Below are 22,580 nucleotides of genomic sequence, written 5' to 3' on the forward strand. Positions count from 1 at the left end.
ATACTTGGCGGAACAATGCCGCGCGATCAAGTCGCCCATGCGAATTGACGAGCGAATTGACGTGCGAATTGGCGGCGGCGCCGAAGGGTTTCGATGAGTTATCCACGCAAAGATGTGAAGCAGATCTCCGAGCTAGCGAACGGGCTGATCGATCCCGTTCTTGCCCGGCGCGCCGGCATCAGCACGGCTCTGCTCGGCTCGTGGAGCGAAATTGCCGGCGAGGATTTCGCCGATTGCACCCGGCCGGAAAAGATCGCCTGGGCCCGCGGCGGCAATGAGGTCGGCGGCTTCCGCCCCGGCGTGCTGACCATTGCCTGCGAAGGCGCGCGTGCGCTCTTCCTCACCCATGCGCAGGGCGAACTCATCCAGCGCATCAACAGCTTCTTCGGCTTTGCCGCCGTCCACCAGATCCGCATCGTCCAGAAGCCGGTCTCACAACCCATCCGCCGCTCCCGCACCCCGGCGCCGCTGAAAGGCGAAGCCGCCCGCAAGCTCGAAGGCATGATGGAGGGCATCGAGAACGACAAGCTGCGCCAGGCAATCCAGCGCTTGGGGACCGCGGTGATGGGCAAACGGGGGAATCAACGCTGATCAGCAAAACGCCCTATCTCTGCATGCTCAGTTTTTTGATCCCGCCTCAACAAGCTCGCGGGTGACAGCGAATTCCATCCTGCCCGAGATCGAGCTGTACGGCTCGCACTCAGTGATCGCATCAGAGATCAACGGGGCTGCCGTTTTTTCCCATTCGGATGGTGGTGTGCGGAAGTTGACGGATAAAAAGTCGGCAGATCCATCCTTGATGACCGCCACAATCAGGAAGTTATAAGCACTCGGCGCATCCGCAGGCAGCTTTAGACATTTAAGCATCTGATTGAAAACAATATTGCCGCCGTCTTCAGAGGCGTGCGCGCTCGTGACGTTCAGAGCCAATGTTACAGAGGCAATAAGCAAATAATAGAGAAAAGTCTTCGTCAAAGAATGCATTCAAAATATCCCTCTGAATAGTCGTCTGCTATACTTGTAGTGCAGACGGGAGAAAAGTCATGCTGGTCTTGCAGTTGCCCCCTGATATCGAAACGCGGCTGATTGAGCTTTCCAAGCGTACCGGCCGCAGCAAGAGCTTCTATGTGCGTCAAGCCATCCTCGCGCATCTCGACGATCTGGAGGATGTCTATCTTGCCGAAAGGCGCCTCGAAGAACTTCGCCGCGACGAGGGCGATACCGTGCCGCTGGCCGAGCTGACGGCGCGTTACGGGTTGGACGACTGAGTTTCATCGACCAGCCGATACGGGCTGGCAGCCGCCGCGATATCTACCGGCAAAATCCGCAGACGGACCAATCTCGCAATTTTTGGTCTAGTCGTCTTCCCGCGGTCACAATTCTTTGAAGGAAGTTGGCGAACCGTGCCTTGTGAGTGGCCGCCAGCCGTTATATCGCACAGTCATGCCGTCAATCTCATTAGTTATGGGGAATCCATGCAGATGTCCGAAATGCAACTGACGAAACGCCGCCTGCTCAGCGGTATCGCCATCGCCGCAGCTGCCGTAGCGCTTGTCGCCTGCAACGACAGCAAGGACGCTGCCGATGCTTCGTCTTCCGGCAAGACCATGGCGGATGGCACCAATGTCGACACCATGCAGACGGCGGCCACAGCGGCAACCGAAATGCCGGAGTCCGACGGCGATGTCGACATGGCAGAAGTGCTGAAGCCCGGCACGCTGCCGGAGATGGCGCTCGGCAAGGCCGACGCCCCGGTCAAGATCGTCGAATATATGTCGATGACCTGCCCGCATTGCGCTCATTTCCACAACACCACCTTCGACACGATCAAGCAGAAATATGTCGACAGCGGCAAGGTGCAGTTCATCATCCGCGAATTCCCCTTCGATCCGCGCGCCGCCGCAGCTTTCATGCTCGCCCGCTGCAGCTCTTCCAATCCGGAACAGTTGAGCACGCCGGAACAGTATTTCCCGATGGTTTCGATGCTCTTCAAGCAGCAGCAGATCTGGGCCGCCGCCGATGATGGCCGCGCCGCACTGCTGCAGATGTCGAAGCTTGCCGGATTTACTGAGGATAGCTTCACGAAATGCTTGACGAACCAGAAGCTTCTGGATGAAGTGAACGCCACGCGGGAAAGAGGTTCCAAGGATTTTGGCGTCAACGCCACCCCGACTTTCCTGATCAATGGCAAGCGCTACTCTGGAGACATGCCGGTTGAAACCTTGTCGAAGCTCATCGACAGCCTGCTCTGAACCGGATCGTTTCGATAGAACGGGCGACGGCGAAAGCCGTGCGCCCGTTTTTTTGTGGCTGCGTGACAAGCCCGTCCCGCGCTGCGGAGCGGCTGCATGAAGTTCAACAAGCTGCGCCTGGTCGGCTTCAAATCCTTCGTCGAGCCGACGGAATTCATCATCGAACGCGGGCTGACCGGCGTCGTCGGCCCGAACGGCTGCGGCAAGTCGAACCTCGTCGAGGCGCTGCGCTGGGTGATGGGCGAAAATTCCTATAAGAACATGCGCGCCTCCGGCATGGACGACGTGATCTTCTCGGGCTCGGGAAACCGCCCGGCGCGCAACACCGCCGAAGTGGCGCTCTATCTCGACAATGGCGAGCGCACCGCGCCTGCCGCCTTCAACGACAGCGACGAGATCCAGGTCACCCGCCGCATCGAGCGTGAACAGGGCTCGCTCTATCGCATCAACGGCAAGGAAAGCCGCGCCAAGGACGTGCAGCTGCTGTTTGCCGACGCCTCCACCGGCGCGCGGTCGCCGTCGATGGTCGGGCAGGGCCGCATCGGCGAGCTGATCCAGGCCAAGCCGCAGGCCCGCCGCCAGCTGCTCGAAGAGGCGGCCGGCATATCCGGCCTGCATTCCCGCCGCCACGAGGCCGAACTGCGGCTGCGCGCCGCCGAAGGCAATCTCGAGCGCCTCGACGACGTCACCTCGCAGCTTGAAAGCCAGATCGAGAGCCTGAAGCGGCAGGCCCGCCAGGCAAATCGCTTCAAGACGCTCTCTGCCGATATCCGCGCCCGCGAGGCGATGCTGTTGCATATTCGCTGGGTGCAGGCCAAGGAAGCCGAGGCCGAGGCCGACAGCGCGCTGAACCAGGCGACCTCGGTCGTCGCCGAAAAGGCGCAGATGCAGATGGAGGCGGCGAAGAACCAGGGCATCGCCAGCCTGAAACTGCCGGAACTGCGCGAGGGCGAGGCGCGCGCCGCGGCCGCCCTGCAGCGCCTGCAGATCGCCAGAAGCCAGCTGGAGGAAGATGCCGGCCGCATCCTGCGCCGCCGTGACGAGCTGACCCGCCGTCTCGCCCAGCTTGCGGAGGATATAAGCCGCGAGGAGCGGCTGGTGGCCGACAATGCCGTCATTCTCGCGAGGCTCGATGCCGAAGAGGCGGAGATTTCAGAAATCCTCGCCGATTCCGGCCGTTATGCCGAGGAAACCCGCGAGGCCTTTGAGGAAGCGGCGGCAAAACTTGCCGATAGCGAGCGCATCTTCACCCAGCTGACGGCCGAGCGCGCCGAGGCCGCTGCCGGCCGCAACCAACTGGAACGCGCCATCCGCGATCTCACGGACCGGCGGATGCGCCTCGAACGCCAGATGGACGAGGCAAACCAGGAACTGTCAGCCGTCGGCGAGAAGATCGCCGGCCTGCCCGATCCCGACGAAAAACGCGCGATCGTCGAAGCCGGCGAGATCGCCGTCGCCGACGCGGAAGCGGCGGTTCAGTTGGTCGAGCAGGCGCTTGCGGGCGCCCGCCAGACCGAGGCACTGTCGCGCGCGCCGGTCGATCAGGCCCGCTCGAGCCTGAATGCGCTGGAAACCGAGGCCCGCACCATTTCCCGCATGCTCGCCGCCGGTGCTGCGGCTGGCAAATTTCCGCCGGTTGCCGACGAACTGAAGGTCGACCGCGGCTTCGAAACCGCACTCGGTGCTGCCCTCGGCGACGATCTGGAATCGCCGCTCGATGCCGAGGCGCCGGCCCATTGGTCGGACAATGGCGATGGCGCCGCCGATCCGGCATTGCCATCCGGTGTTGCGCCGCTGCTGACCCATGTCCGCGCGCCGGCGGCACTCACCCGCCGCCTGCGCCAGATCGGCCTGGTGGCGGAAGGCGATGCCGAGCTGCTGATGGCGGCGCTGAAGCCCGGCCAGCGGCTGGTGACGAAAGAGGGTGCGGTCTATCGCTGGGATGGCCATGTCACCGGCGCCGACGCCCCGAGTGCTGCGGCGCTCCGCCTTGCCCAGAAGAACCGCCTGGCCGAACTCGAAAGCGAAGCTGCCCTTGCCCGCGACGTGCTTGCCGAAGCCGAGGAGCGGCAGGCTGCCGCCGCCGAGGCGATCCGCGCTGAGGAGCGCCGGCTTGCCGAGGCGCGCGACATGAGCCGTCTTTCGGCACGTCATCTCGCCGAAGCACGCGATGCGCTTGCCGCCGCCGAGCGTGCCTCCGGCGACCTCATTCGCCGCCGCGATGTCGTCAGCGAGGCCGCCAGCCAGTTGCGGTCGCAGCTGGAAGAGATCGCTATCCAGGAAGAAAATGCCCGCATCGAGCTGGAAGACGCGCCTGATCTGACGGCGATCGACGAGCGGCTGCGGTTCCAGCAGGCGGAAGTTGCGACCGACCGCGGCGCGCTGGCCGAAAGCCGCGCCCGCCATGAAAGCCTGGCGAGGGAAAACGAAGCCCGCCAGCGCCGCATCATGGCAATCGGCCAGGAGCGCGAGACCTGGCGCCAGCGGGCGGCAAGCGCTGAAGATCATGTCGCGACGCTGCGCGACCGCGAGGAAGAGGCGCGCGAAGAGGCAGCCGAGCTCGAACTGGCGCCGGATGAATTCGACGACAAGCGCCGCGCTCTGCTCAGCGAATTGCAGAAGGCCGAGGAGGCGCGCCGCCAGGCCAGCGATCTGCTGGCTGAGGCCGAACGCATCCAGCGCGAGGCCGACCAAAAGGCGACGACCGCACTATCGGAACTTGCCGAATGCCGTGAACGCCGCGGCCGCGCCGAGGAGCGCCTCGTCTCCGCCCGCGAGAAGCGGCAGGAAAGCGAAGGCCGCATCCGGGAGGTCCTGAACGTCGCGCCGCATGAAGCGCTGCAGCTGACCGGCCGCCCGACCATGCAGGCGCTTCCCGATCCGCGCGAAGTCGAGCGCGAGCTGGAACGCCTGAGGATCGAGCGCGAGCGGCTGGGTGCTGTCAACCTGCGCGCCGACGAGGAACAGAAGGAGCTGAGCGAGAAGCTTGAAGCGCTGATCAAGGAGCGCGACGACGTCATCGATGCGATCCGCAAGCTGCGCGGCGCCATTCAGAGCCTCAACCGTGAGGGCCGCGAACGGCTGATCGCCGCCTTCGACATCGTCAACGCCCAGTTCCAGCGGCTGTTCACCCATCTTTTCGGCGGCGGCACCGCCGAGCTGCAACTGATCGAATCCGACGATCCGCTCGAAGCCGGCCTCGAAATCCTCGCCCGTCCGCCCGGCAAGAAGCCGCAGACCATGACGCTGCTATCCGGCGGCGAGCAGGCGCTGACGGCAATGGCGCTGATCTTCGCCGTCTTCCTCACCAATCCGGCGCCGATCTGCGTGCTCGACGAAGTGGACGCGCCGCTCGACGACCACAATGTCGAGCGCTACTGCAATCTGATGGACGAAATGGCGGCCTCCACCGAAACCCGCTTCGTCATCATCACCCACAATCCGATCACCATGGCCCGCATGAACCGCCTCTTCGGCGTCACCATGGCCGAGCAGGGCGTCTCCCAACTCGTCTCCGTCGACCTGCAAATGGCCGAGCGCCTGCGCGAGATTGCCTAAAGCAATTCCAGGAAAACTGCGCAGCGGTTTTCCGTCCGGAATTGCGTGAAACGAAGGCAGCAATTCCAGAAAAAGTGTGCAGCGGTTTTCCGTCTGGGATTGGGTGAAATCAGGGAGGCGCAATTTCAGCAAAGGTGCGGCGCGGTTTTGCGTCCATAAATTGCGTAAAATCAAGGGCCGAGCAATAAACACCAAAAAAGGTCGGCTCTCTTGTCGCTTGTACCCCATTTGGGTGATGCTCTTTTCGCTGACTTGCATTAGAAGTTGTTTCAACGCAACCTAATTACTCTGCTGGAAAGCGGGCGACCAAAGGTTGCGCATTGTCGAATTTGCGTGCGGTTTTCCGGGCGAGGGCAAGAACCGGAAACCGAGAGCAAATCTTGGGAAGTAGCGATCTATTTTCTCAGGAATTGCGTATGACGAGGTCAGAGCGGTTCTGTTTACAAAAAGCTGAGCCGTTCCTGGGTTGAGGGACCCCCCGTCCGGTTTTCCTGGCCGGACGGAAACAAGGCTTTGCGGGACATTGTTGCAGTCCCGCAAAGCTTTTTTTGTGCCTTGTTTTCTGTTTGGGCACCTTTCAATCGTTTCGAGACCGGCCGCGGCCAAGATTTATTGTGCAGCGCAACATTCTGCCGCATTTGTCGATTTTCATTTCAACACCAACGGATTAAGCTAATCCCGATTTGGTGTTGGGGGGAAGATGACCAAGTGGGTCTATAGGTTCGGCGACGGGCAGGCTGAGGGCCGGGCGCGCGATCACGAGATTCTGGGCGGTAAGGGCGCCAATCTCGCGGAAATGTGCGCCCTGGGATTGCCGGTGCCGCCGGGGCTGACGATCGTCAGCGACGCCTGCAACACCTATTACAAGAACGGCCGCCATATCGAGGATGCGGTGAAGGCTGAGGTGCGCGCCGGCATAGCGGCGATCGAAGCGGTCACCGGCCGTCACTTCGGCTCCGTCAGCCAGCCGCTGCTGCTCTCGGTGCGCTCCGGCGCCCGTGTCTCGATGCCTGGCATGATGGATACGGTGCTCAATCTCGGCCTCAATGACGAGACCGTGCAGGCGCTCGGCCATGATGCCGGCGACGCGCGTTTTGCCTGGGACAGCTACCGCCGCTTCATCCAGATGTATGCCGATGTCGTCATGGGCCTCGGCAACGACGCCTTCGAGGAGATCCTGGAAGACGAGAAGGCCAAGCTCGGCCATGAATTCGATACCGAACTCAGCGCCTCGGAATGGCAGCATATCGTCTCGCTCTACAAGAAGCTGATCGAGGAGGAGCTGGAGCAGGAATTCCCGCAGGATCCCGAAGTTCAGCTCTGGGGCGCGGTCGGCGCCGTCTTTTCCAGCTGGATGAGCGCGCGCGCCGTCACCTACCGCCAGCTCCACAATATTCCGGAAGGCTGGGGCACGGCGATCAACATCCAGGCGATGGTCTTCGGCAATCTCGGCAACAGTTCGGCGACCGGCGTTGCCTTCACCCGCAACCCCTCGACCGGCGAAAGGGCGCTTTACGGCGAATTCCTGGTCAATGCCCAGGGCGAGGATGTCGTGGCCGGCATCCGCACGCCGCAAAGCATCACCGAGGAGGGGCGGATTTCCTCCGGCTCCGAAAAACCCTCGATGGAAAAGCTGATGCCGGAGGCTTTTCGTGAGCTCTGCCGCATCTGCACCGAGCTCGAGATCCATTACCGCGACATGCAGGATATCGAATTCACCATCGAGCGCGGCAGGCTGTGGATGCTGCAGACCCGTTCGGGCAAGCGCTCGACCCGGGCGGCAATGAAGATCGCCGTCGACATGGTCGATGAGAGAGTGATCACCGAGGACGAGGCGGTGCTGCGCATCGAGCCTTCGAGCCTCGACCAGCTCTTGCATCCGACAATCGATCCGCGCGTCACCCGCCAGGTGATCGGCACCGGGCTGCCGGCCTCGCCGGGGGCCGCCACCGGCGCCATCGTCTTCACGGCGGAAGAGGCCGTCGAGGCGGAAGGCGAAGGCCGCAAGGTCATCCTGCTCAGGGTCGAGACCAGCCCCGAGGATATTCACGGCATGCATGCCGCCGAAGGCATCCTCACCACCCGCGGCGGCATGACCAGCCATGCGGCGGTCGTTGCCCGCGGCATGGGCATACCCTGCGTCGTCGGCGCCGGCACCATGCGCATCGATCAACGCAACGAGCGGCTGCTCGGCGTCGGCGTCACCCTGAAGAAGGGCGATATCATCACCATCGACGGCTCGGCCGGCCAGGTGCTGAAGGGCGAGGTGCCGATGATCCAGCCGGCGCTGTCGGGCGATTTCGGCCGCATCATGGGCTGGGCCGACCGCGCCCGGCGCATGACGGTGCGCACCAATGCCGATACGCCGGCCGATGCGCTCGCCGCCCGCTCCTTCGGCGCCGAAGGCATCGGCCTTTGCCGCACCGAACACATGTTCTTCGAGGGCGAGCGCATCCATGTGATGCGCGAGATGATCCTTGCCGTCGATGAGAAGGGCAGGCGGCTGGCGCTCGACAAGCTGCTGCCGATGCAGCGGCTCGATTTCACCGGCCTCTTCACGGTCATGCACGGCCTGCCGGTAACGATCCGCCTGCTCGATCCGCCGCTGCACGAATTCCTGCCGAAGACCGATGATGAGGTGGCCGAAGTCGCCTTCGCCATGGGTATGGAGGCATCCGTGCTTCGCCAGCGTGTCGATGCGCTGCACGAGTTCAACCCGATGCTCGGCCATCGCGGCTGCCGGCTGGCAATCTCCTATCCCGAAATCGTCGAGATGCAGGCCCGCGCCATCTTCGAGGCGGCGATTGCCGCGGCCCAGGAGACCGGGGCTGCCGTCGTGCCGGAGATCATGGTGCCGCTCGTCGGCCTCCGCTCCGAGCTCGATTACGTCAAGGCACGTATCGATGACGTCGCCGGCGACGTCATGAGCGAGGCCGGCATGAAGATCGATTATCTCGTCGGCACGATGATCGAGCTGCCGCGCGCGGCCCTTCGCGCCCATGTGATTGCCGAAGTCGCCGAATTCTTCTCCTTCGGCACCAACGACCTGACGCAGACCACCTTCGGCATCTCACGCGACGACGCCTCGGCCTTCATCCCCACCTATCAGCGCAAGGGCATCATCGAGCACGATCCCTTCATCTCGCTCGATTTCGACGGTGTCGGCGAATTGATCAGCATCGCTGCCGAACGCGGCAGGCGCACCCGCAACGACATGAAGCTCGGCATCTGCGGCGAACATGGCGGCGACCCGGCCTCGATCCGCTTCTGCGAAACGATCGGCCTCGATTACGTCTCCTGCTCGCCGTTCCGCGTGCCGATCGCCAGGCTGGCGGCGGCGCAGGCGGTGATTGCAGGCGGTTTGGAAGAGATCCGCCGTGGTCCGAAAGACCTGCGGGGAAGCTTGTAAGATATTCGGTGGAGCCTAGAGCAATTCCAGGAAAAGTGCGAAGCGGTTTTCCCAGGCAAAGTGCGAAGCGGTTTTGCCGGGAATTGCGTAAAAACAAAAGGAATAGAGCGGTTCTGCGCTTCCGTTAAAAGCTGAACCGCTCTGGGGCAGGGGCGCTCGTGGCACTCAGTGATGATGCCGCCAGCGATCGCGGTAGATATAAGGCCCGTTCAGCTCCCAGGCCATGTTGTTCATCATCTCCGCACTCTGCGCCCGCGATTCGGCGCGCCGGTCGAGATCGATGCGCTGCAGGCAGGTAGCAAAACCATCCGTGCCGCGCCGGAAGCCATAGCTCAGGCACCGCTGCTCATCCGCCGCCCGCCGCTCCTCCGCCGTCATCGTCTGGCAGGCCGAGAGCCCGGCGACAACAGTGGCCATGACGGTGATGAGAAGACGAATGCGCATTGGTTTATTCCTTGGAATGCATTTCCCCGAGGAAAGGCCATTCGGGCGAGTGCGTCAAGCCGCTCTTGGCCTGGGAGATCGCTGAGGCCAGCCCCTCATCCGCCTGCCGGCACCTTCTCCCCGTAAACGGGGCGAAGGGACCATGCCGCGACCTCTCCATTCCCCACCAGCCTCTCGTGTGGCACGTCCCCTCTCCCCGTCAGAACGGGGAGAGGGTTAGGGTGAGGGGCAGCCTCCTGCACCCAACCTCTCCGCCGTCATTCCTATGACGAGCACAGGAATGAGGGAGGTTGGGGGGTGACGCTCCCACCTGACCTCACGCCGCCCCCGCCGGATCCCCAATCGGCAGCAGCGCCGGATTGAGCGGCGGATCCTGTGGGTTCTTCGTATCGGCGGGATCCTGCGCCGGCGTCAGCGGCGGTTTTTGCTGGATGGGATCGGGAATGCCGGGTGTCGGCGTCGGGCCGCGCGGCGTATCGGCATTGGGTGTCGGGATCGGGTCTTTGTTGGGCATGAGTGCCTCCTTTTCGAAAAAGGAACGGCAGCCTCAGCACTTGGTTCCACTTTCGCCGGCCAACCTTTCTATGCATGAGGGGCATTCCTATGTATGAGGCCTATGTACGAGGAAAGCATGGCCGCGCTACGAGAGGCCGGAAGCAGTGGAACGAGCATGGCCCTTCGCGATCGATTTTCGAAAAAACTGAGCTGTCCGCAATGCGGCAATGAGGGCTTTGCCGAAGCCTCGGAAGTCGATGATCCCAAGCGCAAGCACCCGGATTTCAAGGTCGATCAGCTGCCGCGCGGCTTTGGTGTGCAGCGGCCTTCCAACCATCAGGAAAATTTCGTCATCAAGTGCGAATGCGGGCGCAAGTTCCCCTTCCGCAGCGTTGCGGAAGCTGCGGCCGAGCGCCGCTAACATTTTGATCTAGAACTAGATCCGCTCCAGCAATTCGATGAAGGCATCGGCGAAACGCACCAGCGGCGCGGTCTCTTCGTCGGGGGCCTGCATGCGGATCTCCGTGCCGTTATCGTCGAGCAGCGCCAGCACGACGCGCATCTCCTGGCCGTCGTCAGGAATGCGCAGCACGGCGATGCGCCGGCAATCCTGGACGAGGCCTCCGGCCGGCAGGTCGAACAGCAGTTCGCCGCCGGAGCGTGCCGCCGCCTGGCGCACCGCCTCACAGAAGCCGGCATCGCCGCCGGCATAACCTTCGAGCGAGAGTTCGAGCTCGAGCAGCTCCATCGGCAGCATCGGCTCGGACTGATGGTCGATCCCGCCAAGCGCAGACGCCTGCGGCCTTGCTGCAATCTCGGGTGAAATCATCCCGTCTCTCCTCTACATCTGGAGATGAAACCGCGGCAGAATGGCCTTTTTTTGACATATCAGCAAGGGCTTATGAAGCAAGCCCCGTTTCGTCATGGCCTTCGCCGTGGATTCCAACGCATTGCTTCAGACAATAGTTTCAATTTAGCCGAATCTTGCCCCAGATCCGGATGATTTTAGGCCGGGCCGGCCTAAAATCTGAATCCGGGTCTAAATCAAAGAATAGAGCATGATGTCGTCCGAAAACCGCTTCACACTTTTCGGCATCATGCTCTAAACAGGGTTGAGGCGATTTGCGTGGTCGAACGCGCGGGCGCTGAAGAGCAACCGGTAAGTTTGATGGCCATCCGCTTCGACCGCCCCGTTTCCAACGCCGCCCGCTTTTCGCGGCTGCTCGGGGCGTTTTCCCTGGTGCTGGCGCTGGCTGTGATGATCGCCCACCGCTTCGGCGGCCTCGCCACACCCTATCTGGTGCTGCTCTTGATTGCCGCCGCCGGCGGCGCGCTGCTCGCCGCCATGCTCGCCGCGCTCGGGCTGCGCAGCCTCTGGATGACCGGGGCCGAAGGTGGGCTGGCGGCGCTGGCGGCGCTGATCTATGCCGCCTTTCCGCTCGGCCTCGGCGCCTATGCCACCGAGCGTTACATGACACTGCCTGATATCTACGACGTCTCCACCGATCCGGTCTCGGTGCCGGACTGGCTTTCGCCGCCGCACTCCGACCAGATCTGGCTGAAGCGCAACTTGCAAGTGACGCCGGAGGATCGCGAAAAGCAGCTCGCCGCCTATCCCGAACTCACCGGCCGGCGCTATGAGGGCGCGCTCGACCGCGTGCTGGAAGCGGTGCGCAAGGTCGCCAAGATGAGCGGCATTACCATCACGAAAAGCAGTGGCGACACCGAGCCCGGTCGCGATCCCGAGGACAAGCCGGTCAAGCCGCCGCCGGCGAGCGACGATGCCGTGGCCGATGCGCCCGATATCGTCCCCGTGCCGACGCCGCGCCCCTATGACGACGATGTCGCCAAGCTCATCCGCGGCGCCAACGGCGTGACGCTGCAGGGCACCACCCGCACGCTGATCCTCGGCCTGCGCTTCGATATCATCATTCGGCTGCGCGAAGAGGCCGAAACCACCTTCGTCGACATCCGCGTCGCCTCCCGATACGGCCAACACGACCTCGGCTTCAGCGCCGAAATCGCCGGCGATTATCTGAAGGCGCTGGATGCCGAACTGCTGGGGATTGCGGGTGGGTGAGCAACGGTGGCGCAAAGCGCCAGCAATCGATCCGGCGAATCGATTGGGGTTAGGGTGAGGGGCAGCCATCCGCGAAGGCAGAGACCCATTCACCCCTCCAAATCCAACCACCCCGTATACCGCACCACCAACCCCGTCAGCCGCCCGCCGATCTCCACGTGGAAGTGGAACCGCCCATCCCGCTCCTCCTCGTAAGTATTCCCGCCAGGCGCCAGAAACATCGGCAGTGGAATCCCGAAAAACCGCCAGCCGCGCACCACGAGCCGCAGCTTCTCCCCATCCGGCACCGGCGCCATCAGCACCCGGAAGGGACCGAAGACCTCGGCGAGCAGATGCCGGTCGCGGCCCTTGCCTTCGCCCTGCCAGCTGCGAAAGACTGTGCCGCCGAAATCGCGCGTCCAGTTCTCCTTGTCGCCATCGGCAACGAAACGCACCGTCACCGGCACATCCTCACCCGCCTTGGGAAAGCCGATCACCGCAGCGACGATCCTGGCCAGCAGCCCGCCGCCGCGCTCGATCCGCGCCCGGCCGGAGGCAACGCGTGCGCCGCCGGCATGCAGAGCTGATATCGCAGGCGGCAGCCGCTCCCAGGCGCTGCCGAGAATCCGCCGATACAGCGGCAGGGGTGCCGCCTCGTGTTCCATGCGGATGCCGGATGTGATCGAAAACCGCTGGAAGGCAGCTTCGAAATCTTCAAGCTGCAATTCGCCGGCCGCCGGCCGCGCCCCATTCTCCGGCCGAATGCCGGTCAGCAGCCGGCGCACCAGCGCATCGACGCCGATAACAGGAATGAACGGCCCGTCATCACCTTCGGCAATCAGATGCCAGCCGGAAGTCAGCCGCTCGCCCGCGTGATCGACGCCGCTGATGCGGACGAACATGCCGCCGCGATGTTCGCCGATTGCGAAAGCATGGCTGGCACGCTGCAACAGCCGAGAAAACGGCAGCAGCGACGGCAGGAGCCGGAAGCGGACGAGCCTGGCCGCAAGGCTGAGCAAGTGCTGCAGCCGCTGCGGCTCCGTGCCGACACCGGTGAAGCTGGATTTGAGATCGGCAAAACGGGCCGGCAGCAGCGCCAGGTCCGGCGCATCCACCAGCAGGAATTTCCGGCTGCGCAGCGGTGCCGCCCCAGGTGCTGCCACCGTCACCCGCACCGCCTCGATCAGCCCGCGCCCGGCGGCCTGCTGCCCATCGCGCAGCACCGTGATCTTCTTGCCGGCATAGCTTGATATCGCCCTGACGACATTGAGCCCGATCTTGACATGCGGCGACGGGGCAATGCCGGCCGCGACGCTGTCGACCCGGGAGAAATGCGGCGCCATCGCCTCGAGTGCGGCGAAGGAGAGGGCAGGCAGGCTGCTCAGCCCCGACAGCGCGAAAGTGCCCTGGGCCCTGGCCGCAGCATCGAGCCCCCCGATGCCGGCGACGAAGCCGGTGCTGTCGGCGATATCGGCATAATCGATGTCGAGGCCGATGCAGGCCTCGACCACCTTATAGGCATCCTTCCCGAAGGTCTGGAACGGCCCCGAGGCATCGACGACGAGATGAGGCCTCAGCCGCGTCAGCTGTTCGGTGAGATCGCCGTCTCGGTCGAAGCTGACTGCCTGCACCATCGCGCCGAGATTGTTGCTCCCCAGGCCCTCGGCGCCATCTTTCGGCGTCCGGAGATCGGCAACGAAATCGTCAGCCTTTTCAAGCGAGCGCCCCGCAACCAGCAGCCTGAGCCGCGGTTCATCGCCAAGCAGGCGGGCAAGCCGCCCGCCAAACGTGCCGTAACCGCCGATGATGAGCAGCGAAAACCGGTCGTCGCTCATGTGATGAAGCGGCTTCGCTGTTCCGGCGTCGGCACCATGCAGCTTTGCCGCCCGGCAATCTTCAGCCTGTTGCGGGCGATGAATTCATAGAGCGCATTGGCCGCCCGCCGCGGCAGCAGCCGGAAGATCTTGACCAGCGAGTAGGGAAAGCCGAGCCCCGCCACCATACGGATCGAGCCGTCGGACTTGAAGAAGGCGCGGCCGTTTTCGATCAGGATATTGGTCTCATAGTCGCGCGCGTGGAGCCCGTAATGCCGGTAGAGCGCTTCGCCGAGCGGCGTCTGCGCCGCGAGGAAGCGATATCGCTGCCGCTTGTCATGTTTCAGCGCGAATTTCACCCAGCCGGAGCAGAACACGCATTCGCCATCGAAGACGATCAACGGCCGGTCATCGGCAAAGGCGGGCACATCGGGATCGTCGCGATAGCTGTAATCGGCTCGAGGTTTCATCGTCATGTCCCCATCCTCATGACCTTGCCGCCGGCCGGTAGAGGGCGACCAGCGAAGGCGGCCCATCCACCGCGATCTCGCCGCGCTCCAGGAGGTCCTCGATATGGGCGAGCACGGAAAGGGCGGCTGCCCCATGCAGCTTCGGATCGGTATCGCGATAGATCACCTTCACCATCTCGGCGATCTGCCTGTCGCCCGCCTGGACACGCGCCAGCACCGCCTGCTCGCGCCTGAGGCGATGCGCCTTCAGCGCCTTGAGGAAAGTCGAGGGCTGCGTCACCGGCCCGCCATGGCCGGGAAGCAACAGCCGGTCCTCCCGCGCAATCAGCCGGTCAAGCGATTCCATGTAATCCGCCATCGAACCATCCGGCGGCGCGACGATCGAGGTCGACCAGGCCATGACGTGATCGCCGGAAAAGAGGATGTCGCGACCCGCAAGCGCGAAGGCGGCATGATTGGTCGTGTGCCCCGGCGTCAGCACCGCGCTCAGCGCCCAGCCATCGCCCGACAGGGTCTGACCGTCACTGAGCGCAATATCGGGCACGAAGGATAGATCCGAGCTTTCGGCAAAGGGATTGATCTCGCCCTCGCGCAGCGGCCGCGCCGGCCGGTGCGGCCCTTGCCCCACCGTCACCGCCCCCGTTGCCCTCCGCAGCCGCCTGGCCAGCGGCGAGTGGTCGCGATGCGTGTGGCTGACGAAGATATGCGTCACCTCGCGGCCGCCAAGCGCTGTCATCAACGCTTGAAAATGCGCCTCGTCCTCCGGGCCGGGATCGATGACCGCAACGGAGGAAGAGCCGACGATATAGCTGTTGGTGCCGAAAAAGGTGAAAGGCCCGGGATTGTTCACTGTCACCCGCTCGACGCCTGCAACCACCGGCACGGCCTGCCCATAGGCCGGCTCGAAAGCGAGGTCGAATGCGGGATTGTCCATGAAGGAATGATCTCGGGCCAATGACGTCGCCACTTCCTAGCACGACCGCCGGCACCGCGCAGCGCATAAATCTGCGCCGGGTTAAACTTAGTCATTGTGACAGGCGAAGAGCTTTGCTAATCAGGCGTCGATTTGAGCAACCGGTTTCCGCTCAAGCTCTGGTGGGGCGTCGCCAAGCGGTAAGGCAACGGTTTTTGGTACCGTCATCCCTGGTTCGAATCCAGGCGCCCCAGCCACGATGTTATGGGTCCGTTCTGGACACATAGGTTACGGTTTATTCCTGAGACATAGGTAACACTTTTGGACCGAAAGGGTTCGGCAAAGGTTCAAGCCTGCATGTCTCATCATCGAAGTATCCCAGATCGTAATCCATAAAGCTTGTAAGCCAGATATGGTCTTCGACCTGCTTGATGCCGACGGCCTGACCGGCAAAGACCAGACTGAGATTGATCTTCTTCCGCTTGTAGCAGATGCGTCCGCATGTTGTGACGGTGACTGTCTGGTCGTGGAGCGGGTAGTCGAGATCGGGTAGGCCGCGGTAGGCGCGCGGTGAAGCGTCGTAGCATTCTGCCGGGCAGGCCATGTTGAGCGCCCGGTGGGGCCGCTCGGTGTTGAACTCCTCGACGAAGTCGTCGAAGCGGGCTTGCTGCTGCAGGAAATTGTCTCCGGCCGGCTTGGTTGTCTCAAGTTTCAGTGTCAGATGCATGCGCTCATGGCGGCCGTTCTGCTGCGGGTTGCCCGGCTTGATGCGCTCGATGTCGATACCGAGCCTGAGCCACCAGACGGCGAGCCGAGACAGATTGAACAGTCCGTTGGGGCTGGCGAAAGGCACTCCGTTGTCGGTTCTGATCGCCTTGGGCAGGCCGAACTCCTTGAAGACGCGTTCGAAAACGGTGAAGGCGTAGACCTCCTTGGTCGTGTGCAACGCTTCGCAGGCCAAAAGATAGCGGCTGGCGAAGTCGGTGATCGTCAATGGGTAGCAATAGCGCTTATCGGCAAGCATGAACTCGCCTTTGTAATCGGCGCACCACAGGTCGTTGGGCAGCCCTGGATTGGAGAGGGCTGTTCCTTCAGCCCTGTTGCGCCGCCGCCTACCGTGCTTGACCAGGCCGTTGCGGTCGAGGACGGCATGCACGGTTGAGATCGCCGGCGTGTGAACATCCGGATATAGCCGCGCCAGCCGCTCCCTGATCTTTGGTGCGCCCCAGTTGGGCTTGTCCTGCTTGGTCCGCACAATCAGCTTCTCGATTTGGAAAGGAAGCTGATTGGCGTGCCGGTAAGGCCGTCGCGATCGATCTGTCAGTCCTTCCAGACCGCTGTCGTTGTAGCGGCTGATGATCTTGTGACCGGTCTTGCGGGAGATGGAATTCGCGGCACAGCGCCGCTATCTTCTCGCCATCCAGAACCCGCGCAACGAATTTGAGACGCTCGTCCATGCGGTTGCACTCCTGCCAAGGCACCTTCGCTCTCCTCGCAAAGGCAAAAAGTGTAACCCATGTCTCCGGTATGAACTGTCACCCCTCTCTCGGGAAGGACAATTCGCGCTCAGTGCTCAGGCAAATTTGCTCTTAAGCTCCTCGCGCTGCTGCGCATGTTTCTGCGGGTTGCTCTCGCGCAGCTTGCGCAGGTTCAACACCTTCCATTTTACGGCCGGGAGGTCCTCAGCCTGGGGTAACCCAATAGCGTTGAAGTCAGGTTCGCCGTCATGGAGGGTGAGCAGGAACCGCTGTTCGGGTTCCCTCAGCCTGGCCTTCAAATTATCGATCAGGCGAAGTCGCGTTTCTTCCAGTTCCTTGAGTGGGATATCCACCTCTGTCATGCCTTGGAACTCGCGCGTATAGTCCGCCTCTAATGGCTTTAGCGATGGTTTGAGAATCTCGTGCATTGGCCGACTGGACATCGCAACATAGATCAAGAATGTCCGAACCAATTCATCGGTGATGCCTTCGTTGTCGTAAAGCAGCCTGATGTCATAGAGATCGCGAGGATGCTGCCGATCCAGGGCCGCCACCAGTTTGCCGCCAAATAGATCAGGGAAGGCGACAACCGGTATTTCGGCAAAGCCGTATTCGTCTTCAACCGCCTCAGTCACCTTGCGAAGCTCAGGCTGATGGACTGTCCCTCTACCGACTGGAGTCGTCTCAATCTTGACCTCGACACGGTCCTTCCTGATGAGCAACCTCGTCTCATTGCCACTGCCTCCGGCGATGCGTTGCGATGTCACTCCGGACAGCGCTTTTGGGATCGCATCTCCAAGGCGATCCAGCGTCATATTGATTTCTTCCAGAGCCTCATTGCGCGGCTTCAGCGGCAGATACGTCAAATCGATGTCGACTGACAGGCGCGGGAAGTCTCGATAAAATAGGTTGATCGCCGTGCCGCCTTTCAGCGCGAACGCTTCTTCTTTGGCGATCTCAGGCAGGGCCTGAATCAGGAGGCGCACTTGAGATTTATAGCGTTCACGCGCCAATATTTTCGTCCTTGTGGCCAGGTACGAATTCCGGTGGGACCATCACGCGGTAGATTGGGTGCAGGCGGCCACCCTTTACGACCGAGCGGTCTCCACTGCCCAGATCGACGTTTGCCAAATCCAGATGTTTGCGCCATGCGTGTCCATGCCGCTCGGCAAAAACCAGAAACAGCCGTTTCACCTTTACGCTGCGGCAGTCTTGCAGGAGCCTGGAGAGCTTGCGAGGCCGCAGGTTGCTCAGCGATTGGAAAAGCGTATCGATGTTGTGAAAGCTTTCCTCTGCAGGCAGCTCATCGATCATCTCCAGGATCGCCCGTTCGGGCGACGATATCCGCATCGGCCACGTCCACGGGGAAAGCGCAAGCGATTGCCCCTCGCCACTCGCAAGGCTGAAGTCGGTGTTGTCGACGCCTAAATCCAAATAGGTGAAGAGGCTGGCCGGCCTCAGGCACAGTCTGGCGTTGAGGTCTAATCTCTCGAACCACGTGGGCAGCTTGCCGTAAAGGTATAGCTGGTCGTTCCCACCGAAGGAGAGGTAATGGGTCACCCCGGCGAGCTGCAGTGCGCTCCTCCCGCCAACATGGACTCGGTGGCCCATAAGCCACTGCATCGATAAAACCGGTATCTTCCAATCCTTCAAGACATCCGGTCTGATATCGGCGGAGAATGGTCGCCGGAACAGGCCTCGTCCCAAGCTTTCAAGCCAGCCATTCTGCGTGTACTGATGTGCAGACTGTCGAGAGATGCCGTTGCTGTTCAACCATGCGGAGTCAATCAGGAAACCTTGTGGCACCTGATCCAACAGCCTCTTTAATGAATCTTCTCTTTGTCCATTCATGGTTGACATTTATAGCATGTTTTAAAGTGTGTGTCGATGTGACTTTACAGAAGTGGTAATAAGTCAATTATAAATTGACATATATGGATTTTTCTAAAGGGCTGAGTTTTAGCCTCGACGTCGGTCGTCGTGTCCGCCCAAGCGGTAAGGCGATAACTGAGGTGAAAAGTGTAGGCTCCCTGCAGCCCACAGCTGAGGCCGGTCAGGAAAGCGTCTCAGTCAACGGATGAACTACCGGCTATCGCAGTCGTCGGCGGACCTTCGAGATATCTATGACGCAGTTCACCAGTTTCTGATCGCGCTCGGGGATGATGTGCAGGTAAAGGAATTGAAACACTATACAGCATTTAAGCGGCTGAAGAATTTCGTCTGCATGGAAATCTATCCCCAGGCGCGGACCGTGACGCTTTTCCTAAAGCTCGATCCAACTACCTTGGCGCTTGAAAGCGGCTTTACGCGCGACGTCACCAACGTTGGCCACTTTGGTACTGGTGATCTGCAGGTAACGCTAAAGTCGATGGCGGATTTTGAGAGGGCACAGCCGTTGATGGTTCGGGCTTACGAGGGTGGGTGATCTGGGGAGCGCCACAACTACATCTGTCGTCGGTTTTGACTCAGCGTGGACCGACAATCCTAAGGCGCCAGGTGCAATCTGTGTCGTTCGAATCGAAGCTTGCTATGGGCTGCGCGATTGGCCAAGGAAGGCCTGCTGGCAAACATTGAGCGGGAACCCGGCAACGCCCGCTACCCGGTCTCGCGCCTCACCGGCGCTCTGCAAACAGATGGACGCCAGTCAACCCCGCCAGCGTGTCCACGAGCGTATCCTGAAATCCGATATCGCCTACCTCCGCCGCCACCTCCCGCCGCTGCCGGTGATACCAATACCCGCCGCTAACCTTGGCGGCGCCATCATCGCTTGCCGCAAGCCATGTCTGCGTAAGATGCCCCATTTCGAGGTCATCGGGCGCGCCGGCGCCGCCCATCTTTGTCGGCACCCAGCCGGGATCCACTGCGTTGCTGAGAACATCCGGCCAATGGCGGGCGACAGAAGCTGCGAGCGTCGCGATATAGAGCTTGCTTTCCGAGTAGGCCTGGCTTGCGTTCCACGGCCGCTTCTTCCAGTCGATATCGTCAAGGGCGCTGTTGCCGCTGCGATGCATGCCGCTGCTGAGATAGATCAGGCGATCGGGGCGGGTGATCCAGGCGGTGAGCAGATAGGGCGCAAGCACATTCACCGCCAGCGTCTTGGCGTGGCCTTCCGGCGTTTCGCTGCGGCTCCGCTCGAGGTAGATGCCGGCATTGTGGATGACGGCGTCCATGCGGCCGATGGCGTTGACCTGCTCGGCAATCGATAGCGTCTCGGTGGCGCTGGCGAGATCGCCGATGACAAGCCCAAGTGCCGCAGCCGAAATCTCGGAGATGGCGGAGGCGCGCTCCCGGGAGCGGGCATGCAGCACGACGTCATGGCCTTCCTTCATCAGGGTGCGGGCGGCGGCGAGGCCGAGGCCATCGGTGGAACCGGTGATGAAAATACGGCTCATGGGGTTTCCTTTCGCGTGGTTGCCACAGAGTGCTTGGCCATGGATCCTCGGGTCAAGCCCGAGGACGACGGAGGTTGGGAGGGCGCGATCGGCAAGAGGCGAGATCTCGTTGATCTCTCAAAAATCCCCAATTTTGGATCTTAAGCCAAGTTGACTCTCACGAGCCACACTCAAAATAGTTTGTCTTTCAATATCTGCCTTTTTTGATAGACAAACGTCGTTGAGTTGCTTCTGGGCACGCCAGCCCCTCATCCGGCTGCCGCCACCTTCTCCCCGCTTGCGGGGCGAAGGGGATATGCCGCAAGCTCTCCGTCCCCAGCTCACCTCTCGTAGAGCACGTCCCCTCGCCCCGTTTACGGGGAGAGTGGGGAGAGGCGACCGGCAAGAGGCGCGACGTCGGGCGTCGTTTCCCGTTTCCCTCAACCTTATAAAGTCAAGCGCGCTGTCTCGGCCCGGTCTGTTATCACGCCGGCGATCGCGTCGATCGGGTCTCGATCGGGCGATACGTCTGCGAGCTCATCGGCGACCTTGCCGGTCAATGTCAGCACCTTGTCGCAAAGCTCGTTCACGCGGCGGCGGAACAGCGGATAGCCGACGCCGGCTTCTCCCGCAAAGACCTTCCAGCCCTCGGCATCCATTTCGGCCAGTGTGGCGCGCTTGCCTAATCTCATCGCCAGCTTTGGCGACAGTTCTGGATAGATCACGGTGGAGAGGAGGTCATAGAGTTTTGCCAGCCGCGGGCCTTGGCTATCGTAGAGGATGGAGAAGTTCTTGCCGTGGGCATCGGCATTTCCGGCGATCAGGTTGAAGATGGCCGCGTCCAGCAGCTTCAGCACGTCGACAGCCGGCCTTGCCGAGATCCGTCTTATGAGATCGAAGCAATTGAAGGTCGGCCCGCCTTCACTCGCATATTTCGTTTCCGGCGGTACGCTGAGTGCCTGGCAGAAATCTTCCTGATGGATGCGATGAACCAGTCCGCCGGCACCGCGCAGGCGGTCATATCGTTCGACCAGAAGGAACGGGCGTCCCTGCACATATCTCGGTTCGACGGCTGCGACATCGAGCGCGATGGCGGCCGCAAGCCTCATCACGAAAGCTTCGTTCTCGGTCGTCGCCTTGAAGCGGGCTATCGGTGGCTTCAGAATATGGGTTGTGGCCTGACCGGGCAGGGGAAGCCCGATCCGGCCATCGACCAGAACAACCGGCAGTTTGGACTGCGCGCCGGCGAGCGACAGTCTGAGGCCCTCCTCACCGGCCAGGAGAGGCCGCACGGGCAGTGCCTCCAACACGGCAACGATGCCTGCTTCGTCCAAGGGCACGGGCTGGCGATCTGCAATCGACCCCGTCCCCGCCGGTGCCTCACCTTCGGCAAGCAGTTGCAGCGCACCGGCGACATCGCCGCCCAGGTGATCGAGAAGCGCAAAGTCATTGGCGGGAGACACGCCCAAGGCCCGTGCTGCGGCCAGGCGCTGGCTTTCCTCGGGCAGCAGGCCGCCGAAAAACGGTCGGCATTCCCGGCGGGTAAATCGCTCCGGTCGTTTCGGCAGAGACGCCGAGAGCGGCAGCGTTTTGTCATCGTCAAGCCAGGCTCGCGCATAGACAAAGCCGATATCGCCGTGTCTGTCCTGCGTGAATTGACCGACAATGCGGCCGTCCCACCAGACGTTGAGAAGCCTTGATGTCATTGCCTGCGCTCGCCGGGAGCCAGAATGTCGAGGGAGCAGCCAAGCGTTTGCAGAACCTGGAGGACTTTGCCGATCTGCGCTGTGGGCTTGCCGGCTTCGAGGTCGACGATAAAACGAAGTCCGACGCCGGCAACGCCGGCAAGCTCGTCCTGCCGCAGGTTTTGTTCCTTGCGGGTGCTTCGAACCAGGGCGCCGATGTCGGCTGGACTCTGTACGTGTTTCGCCATGAATTTTTCCCGATCGGGAAAATATAGCGAATGCGGAGCCTGTGTCTAGGGAAATTTACCGATCGGGATTATTTGGAGAAGCGGGAAGGGTTGAGGGTGTGAAATTTCCCGTTCGGTAAAATGGTTAGGAGTTCGTTGGGCGTGCGTGGGGTCCTCGGGCTTGACCCACTGCTGTCCGGTTAGCGCCGACGGCTGCCCCTCACCCAAACCCTCTCCCCGTAAACGGGGCGAGGGGACGTGGCAAACGCTGCGTCGAGGTTGGGGGAAGCCGGTGCGGCATATCCCTTCGCCCCGTTTACGGGGAGAAGGGCCGGCAGGCGGATGAGGGGCTGCTTTCGCCGATCTCCTGAGCCCGGATAAAAACACCACCTCACGCTCCGCCGC

20 protein-coding genes, 1 tRNA gene and 2 pseudogenes are annotated in these 22,580 nt (G+C 62.0%); 10 read left to right on the plus strand and 13 right to left on the minus strand.

The window, feature by feature from the left end:
• Positions 1-93: 93 nt before the first annotated feature.
• Positions 94-591 carry a DUF721 domain-containing protein gene (locus ELH03_RS03485; protein WP_018245166.1) on the plus strand — a complete coding sequence of 166 codons (498 nt, stop codon included), beginning with the start codon at positions 94-96 and terminating at the stop codon, positions 589-591.
• A 27-nt stretch (positions 592-618) separates the two neighbouring features.
• Here ELH03_RS03485 and ELH03_RS03490 read toward each other — a convergent pair whose 3' ends face one another.
• Positions 619-984: a hypothetical protein gene (locus tag ELH03_RS03490; protein WP_130658506.1), complete on the minus strand. Its 366-nt coding sequence runs from the start codon at positions 982-984 to the stop codon at positions 619-621.
• A gap of 59 nt (positions 985-1,043) precedes the next feature.
• Here ELH03_RS03490 and relB point away from each other — a divergent pair, with 59 nt between their 5' ends.
• From relB to ppdK, 4 genes are all read left to right on the plus strand, one after another.
• Positions 1,044-1,268, plus strand: coding sequence for a type II toxin-antitoxin system RelB family antitoxin (relB, locus tag ELH03_RS03495; protein ID WP_027685682.1), 225 nt, complete (start codon positions 1,044-1,046; stop codon positions 1,266-1,268).
• Positions 1,269-1,481: 213 nt separating this feature from the next.
• Positions 1,482-2,252, plus strand: a complete 771-nt coding sequence (locus ELH03_RS03500) for a DsbA family protein (RefSeq protein WP_409995857.1) — start codon at positions 1,482-1,484, stop codon at positions 2,250-2,252.
• Between the two features lie 96 nt (positions 2,253-2,348).
• Positions 2,349-5,810 carry a chromosome segregation SMC family protein gene (locus ELH03_RS03505; protein WP_128403139.1) on the plus strand — a complete coding sequence of 1,154 codons (3,462 nt, stop codon included), beginning with the start codon at positions 2,349-2,351 and terminating at the stop codon, positions 5,808-5,810.
• Between the two features lie 700 nt (positions 5,811-6,510).
• The gene (ppdK, locus tag ELH03_RS03515) at positions 6,511-9,219 is read left to right on the plus strand and encodes a pyruvate, phosphate dikinase (protein WP_128403140.1); all 2,709 of its coding nucleotides are present in this window, start codon (positions 6,511-6,513) and stop codon (positions 9,217-9,219) included.
• A gap of 165 nt (positions 9,220-9,384) precedes the next feature.
• Here the strand turns inward: ppdK and ELH03_RS03520 are convergent, their stop codons facing one another.
• Both ELH03_RS03520 and ELH03_RS03525 read right to left on the minus strand, forming a co-directional pair.
• Complete coding sequence (locus ELH03_RS03520; protein ID WP_130766029.1) at positions 9,385-9,663, minus strand: hypothetical protein; 279 nt, start codon at positions 9,661-9,663, stop codon at positions 9,385-9,387.
• A 316-nt stretch (positions 9,664-9,979) separates the two neighbouring features.
• Positions 9,980-10,177 carry a hypothetical protein gene (locus tag ELH03_RS03525; protein WP_012756389.1) on the minus strand — a complete coding sequence of 66 codons (198 nt, stop codon included), beginning with the start codon at positions 10,175-10,177 and terminating at the stop codon, positions 9,980-9,982.
• A gap of 156 nt (positions 10,178-10,333) precedes the next feature.
• Here ELH03_RS03525 and ELH03_RS03530 point away from each other — a divergent pair, with 156 nt between their 5' ends.
• On the plus strand, positions 10,334-10,579 hold the full coding sequence (locus ELH03_RS03530; protein ID WP_003557210.1) for a hypothetical protein: 246 nt from the start codon (positions 10,334-10,336) through the stop codon (positions 10,577-10,579).
• Positions 10,580-10,594: 15 nt separating this feature from the next.
• On the opposite strand, the gene ELH03_RS03535 is transcribed toward ELH03_RS03530, so the two are convergent.
• Positions 10,595-10,987: a hypothetical protein gene (locus tag ELH03_RS03535; RefSeq protein ID WP_027685676.1), complete on the minus strand. Its 393-nt coding sequence runs from the start codon at positions 10,985-10,987 to the stop codon at positions 10,595-10,597.
• A 339-nt stretch (positions 10,988-11,326) separates the two neighbouring features.
• Here ELH03_RS03535 and ELH03_RS03540 point away from each other — a divergent pair, with 339 nt between their 5' ends.
• Positions 11,327-12,238 carry a DUF1499 domain-containing protein gene (locus ELH03_RS03540; RefSeq protein ID WP_128403255.1) on the plus strand — a complete coding sequence of 304 codons (912 nt, stop codon included), beginning with the start codon at positions 11,327-11,329 and terminating at the stop codon, positions 12,236-12,238.
• Positions 12,239-12,327: 89 nt separating this feature from the next.
• On the opposite strand, the gene ELH03_RS03545 is transcribed toward ELH03_RS03540, so the two are convergent.
• The 3 genes from ELH03_RS03545 to ELH03_RS03555 are packed head-to-tail and all read right to left on the minus strand — an operon-like array spanning position 12,328 to position 15,435.
• Positions 12,328-14,052, minus strand: coding sequence for a saccharopine dehydrogenase family protein (locus tag ELH03_RS03545; RefSeq protein WP_130766030.1), 1,725 nt, complete (start codon positions 14,050-14,052; stop codon positions 12,328-12,330).
• Entirely contained in the window at positions 14,049-14,507 is a 459-nt protein-coding gene (locus ELH03_RS03550; protein WP_128403144.1) for a thiol-disulfide oxidoreductase DCC family protein, read from the minus strand. The genes ELH03_RS03545 and ELH03_RS03550 overlap by 4 nt, the downstream gene beginning before the upstream one ends.
• Before the next feature lie 10 nt (positions 14,508-14,517).
• Positions 14,518-15,435 carry an MBL fold metallo-hydrolase gene (locus ELH03_RS03555; protein WP_130766031.1) on the minus strand — a complete coding sequence of 306 codons (918 nt, stop codon included), beginning with the start codon at positions 15,433-15,435 and terminating at the stop codon, positions 14,518-14,520.
• 162 nt (positions 15,436-15,597) lie between these two features.
• On the opposite strand from ELH03_RS03555, the gene ELH03_RS03560 reads away from it, so the two are divergent.
• Positions 15,598-15,671, plus strand: a tRNA-Gln gene (locus ELH03_RS03560).
• A gap of 38 nt (positions 15,672-15,709) precedes the next feature.
• Here ELH03_RS03560 and ELH03_RS03565 read toward each other — a convergent pair.
• The 3 genes and pseudogenes from ELH03_RS03565 to ELH03_RS03575 all read right to left on the minus strand — a co-directional run bounded on the left by ELH03_RS03565 (position 15,710) and on the right by ELH03_RS03575 (position 18,752).
• Positions 15,710-16,895, minus strand: a pseudogene (locus ELH03_RS03565) (integrase core domain-containing protein).
• 92 nt (positions 16,896-16,987) lie between these two features.
• Complete coding sequence (locus ELH03_RS03570) at positions 16,988-17,905, minus strand: nucleotidyl transferase AbiEii/AbiGii toxin family protein (protein WP_128403146.1); 918 nt, start codon at positions 17,903-17,905, stop codon at positions 16,988-16,990.
• Positions 17,895-18,752: a type IV toxin-antitoxin system AbiEi family antitoxin domain-containing protein gene (locus ELH03_RS03575; RefSeq protein ID WP_326889342.1), complete on the minus strand. Its 858-nt coding sequence runs from the start codon at positions 18,750-18,752 to the stop codon at positions 17,895-17,897. The genes ELH03_RS03570 and ELH03_RS03575 overlap by 11 nt, the downstream gene beginning before the upstream one ends.
• Before the next feature lie 217 nt (positions 18,753-18,969).
• Here ELH03_RS03575 and ELH03_RS03580 point away from each other — a divergent pair, with 217 nt between their 5' ends.
• The gene (locus ELH03_RS03580) at positions 18,970-19,317 is read left to right on the plus strand and encodes a DUF5655 domain-containing protein (protein ID WP_233941996.1); all 348 of its coding nucleotides are present in this window, start codon (positions 18,970-18,972) and stop codon (positions 19,315-19,317) included.
• Positions 19,310-19,414, plus strand: a pseudogene (locus ELH03_RS37825) (DUF429 domain-containing protein); the annotation flags it as partial. The gene ELH03_RS03580 and the pseudogene ELH03_RS37825, both read left to right, overlap by 8 nt.
• A gap of 90 nt (positions 19,415-19,504) precedes the next feature.
• Here the strand turns inward: ELH03_RS37825 and ELH03_RS03590 are convergent.
• The 3 genes from ELH03_RS03590 to ELH03_RS03605 form a co-directional block, all read right to left on the minus strand.
• The gene (locus ELH03_RS03590) at positions 19,505-20,284 is read right to left on the minus strand and encodes an SDR family NAD(P)-dependent oxidoreductase (protein ID WP_128403147.1); all 780 of its coding nucleotides are present in this window, start codon (positions 20,282-20,284) and stop codon (positions 19,505-19,507) included.
• 425 nt (positions 20,285-20,709) lie between these two features.
• Complete coding sequence (locus ELH03_RS03600) at positions 20,710-21,969, minus strand: type II toxin-antitoxin system HipA family toxin (protein ID WP_130766032.1); 1,260 nt, start codon at positions 21,967-21,969, stop codon at positions 20,710-20,712.
• Positions 21,966-22,196 carry a helix-turn-helix transcriptional regulator gene (locus ELH03_RS03605; RefSeq protein ID WP_065279083.1) on the minus strand — a complete coding sequence of 77 codons (231 nt, stop codon included), beginning with the start codon at positions 22,194-22,196 and terminating at the stop codon, positions 21,966-21,968. The genes ELH03_RS03600 and ELH03_RS03605 overlap by 4 nt, the downstream gene beginning before the upstream one ends.
• Positions 22,197-22,580: the final 384 nt, after the last annotated feature.

The organism is Rhizobium beringeri, from assembly GCF_004306515.1.
Classification (GTDB): domain Bacteria; phylum Pseudomonadota; class Alphaproteobacteria; order Rhizobiales; family Rhizobiaceae; genus Rhizobium; species Rhizobium beringeri.

What these genes read in the sequence shown, in the direction of transcription:
- ELH03_RS03485 (WP_018245166.1), top strand. Translation starts at nt 94, where the DNA reads ATGAGTTATCCACGCAAAGATGTGAAGCAGATCTCCGAGCTAGCGAAC.
- ELH03_RS03490 (WP_130658506.1), bottom strand. Translation starts at nt 984, where the DNA reads ATGCATTCTTTGACGAAGACTTTTCTCTATTATTTGCTTATTGCCTCT.
- relB (WP_027685682.1), top strand. Translation starts at nt 1,044, where the DNA reads ATGCTGGTCTTGCAGTTGCCCCCTGATATCGAAACGCGGCTGATTGAG.
- ELH03_RS03500 (WP_409995857.1), top strand. Translation starts at nt 1,482, where the DNA reads ATGTCCGAAATGCAACTGACGAAACGCCGCCTGCTCAGCGGTATCGCC.
- ELH03_RS03505 (WP_128403139.1), top strand. Translation starts at nt 2,349, where the DNA reads ATGAAGTTCAACAAGCTGCGCCTGGTCGGCTTCAAATCCTTCGTCGAG.
- ppdK (WP_128403140.1), top strand. Translation starts at nt 6,511, where the DNA reads ATGACCAAGTGGGTCTATAGGTTCGGCGACGGGCAGGCTGAGGGCCGG.
- ELH03_RS03520 (WP_130766029.1), bottom strand. Translation starts at nt 9,663, where the DNA reads ATGCGCATTCGTCTTCTCATCACCGTCATGGCCACTGTTGTCGCCGGG.
- ELH03_RS03525 (WP_012756389.1), bottom strand. Translation starts at nt 10,177, where the DNA reads ATGCCCAACAAAGACCCGATCCCGACACCCAATGCCGATACGCCGCGC.
- ELH03_RS03530 (WP_003557210.1), top strand. Translation starts at nt 10,334, where the DNA reads ATGGCCCTTCGCGATCGATTTTCGAAAAAACTGAGCTGTCCGCAATGC.
- ELH03_RS03535 (WP_027685676.1), bottom strand. Translation starts at nt 10,987, where the DNA reads ATGATTTCACCCGAGATTGCAGCAAGGCCGCAGGCGTCTGCGCTTGGC.
- ELH03_RS03540 (WP_128403255.1), top strand. Translation starts at nt 11,327, where the DNA reads ATGGCCATCCGCTTCGACCGCCCCGTTTCCAACGCCGCCCGCTTTTCG.
- ELH03_RS03545 (WP_130766030.1), bottom strand. Translation starts at nt 14,052, where the DNA reads ATGAGCGACGACCGGTTTTCGCTGCTCATCATCGGCGGTTACGGCACG.
- ELH03_RS03550 (WP_128403144.1), bottom strand. Translation starts at nt 14,507, where the DNA reads ATGACGATGAAACCTCGAGCCGATTACAGCTATCGCGACGATCCCGAT.
- ELH03_RS03555 (WP_130766031.1), bottom strand. Translation starts at nt 15,435, where the DNA reads ATGGACAATCCCGCATTCGACCTCGCTTTCGAGCCGGCCTATGGGCAG.
- ELH03_RS03575 (WP_326889342.1), bottom strand. Translation starts at nt 18,752, where the DNA reads ATGTCAACCATGAATGGACAAAGAGAAGATTCATTAAAGAGGCTGTTG.
- ELH03_RS03580 (WP_233941996.1), top strand. Translation starts at nt 18,970, where the DNA reads ATGAACTACCGGCTATCGCAGTCGTCGGCGGACCTTCGAGATATCTAT.
- ELH03_RS03590 (WP_128403147.1), bottom strand. Translation starts at nt 20,284, where the DNA reads ATGAGCCGTATTTTCATCACCGGTTCCACCGATGGCCTCGGCCTCGCC.
- ELH03_RS03600 (WP_130766032.1), bottom strand. Translation starts at nt 21,969, where the DNA reads ATGACATCAAGGCTTCTCAACGTCTGGTGGGACGGCCGCATTGTCGGT.
- ELH03_RS03605 (WP_065279083.1), bottom strand. Translation starts at nt 22,196, where the DNA reads ATGGCGAAACACGTACAGAGTCCAGCCGACATCGGCGCCCTGGTTCGA.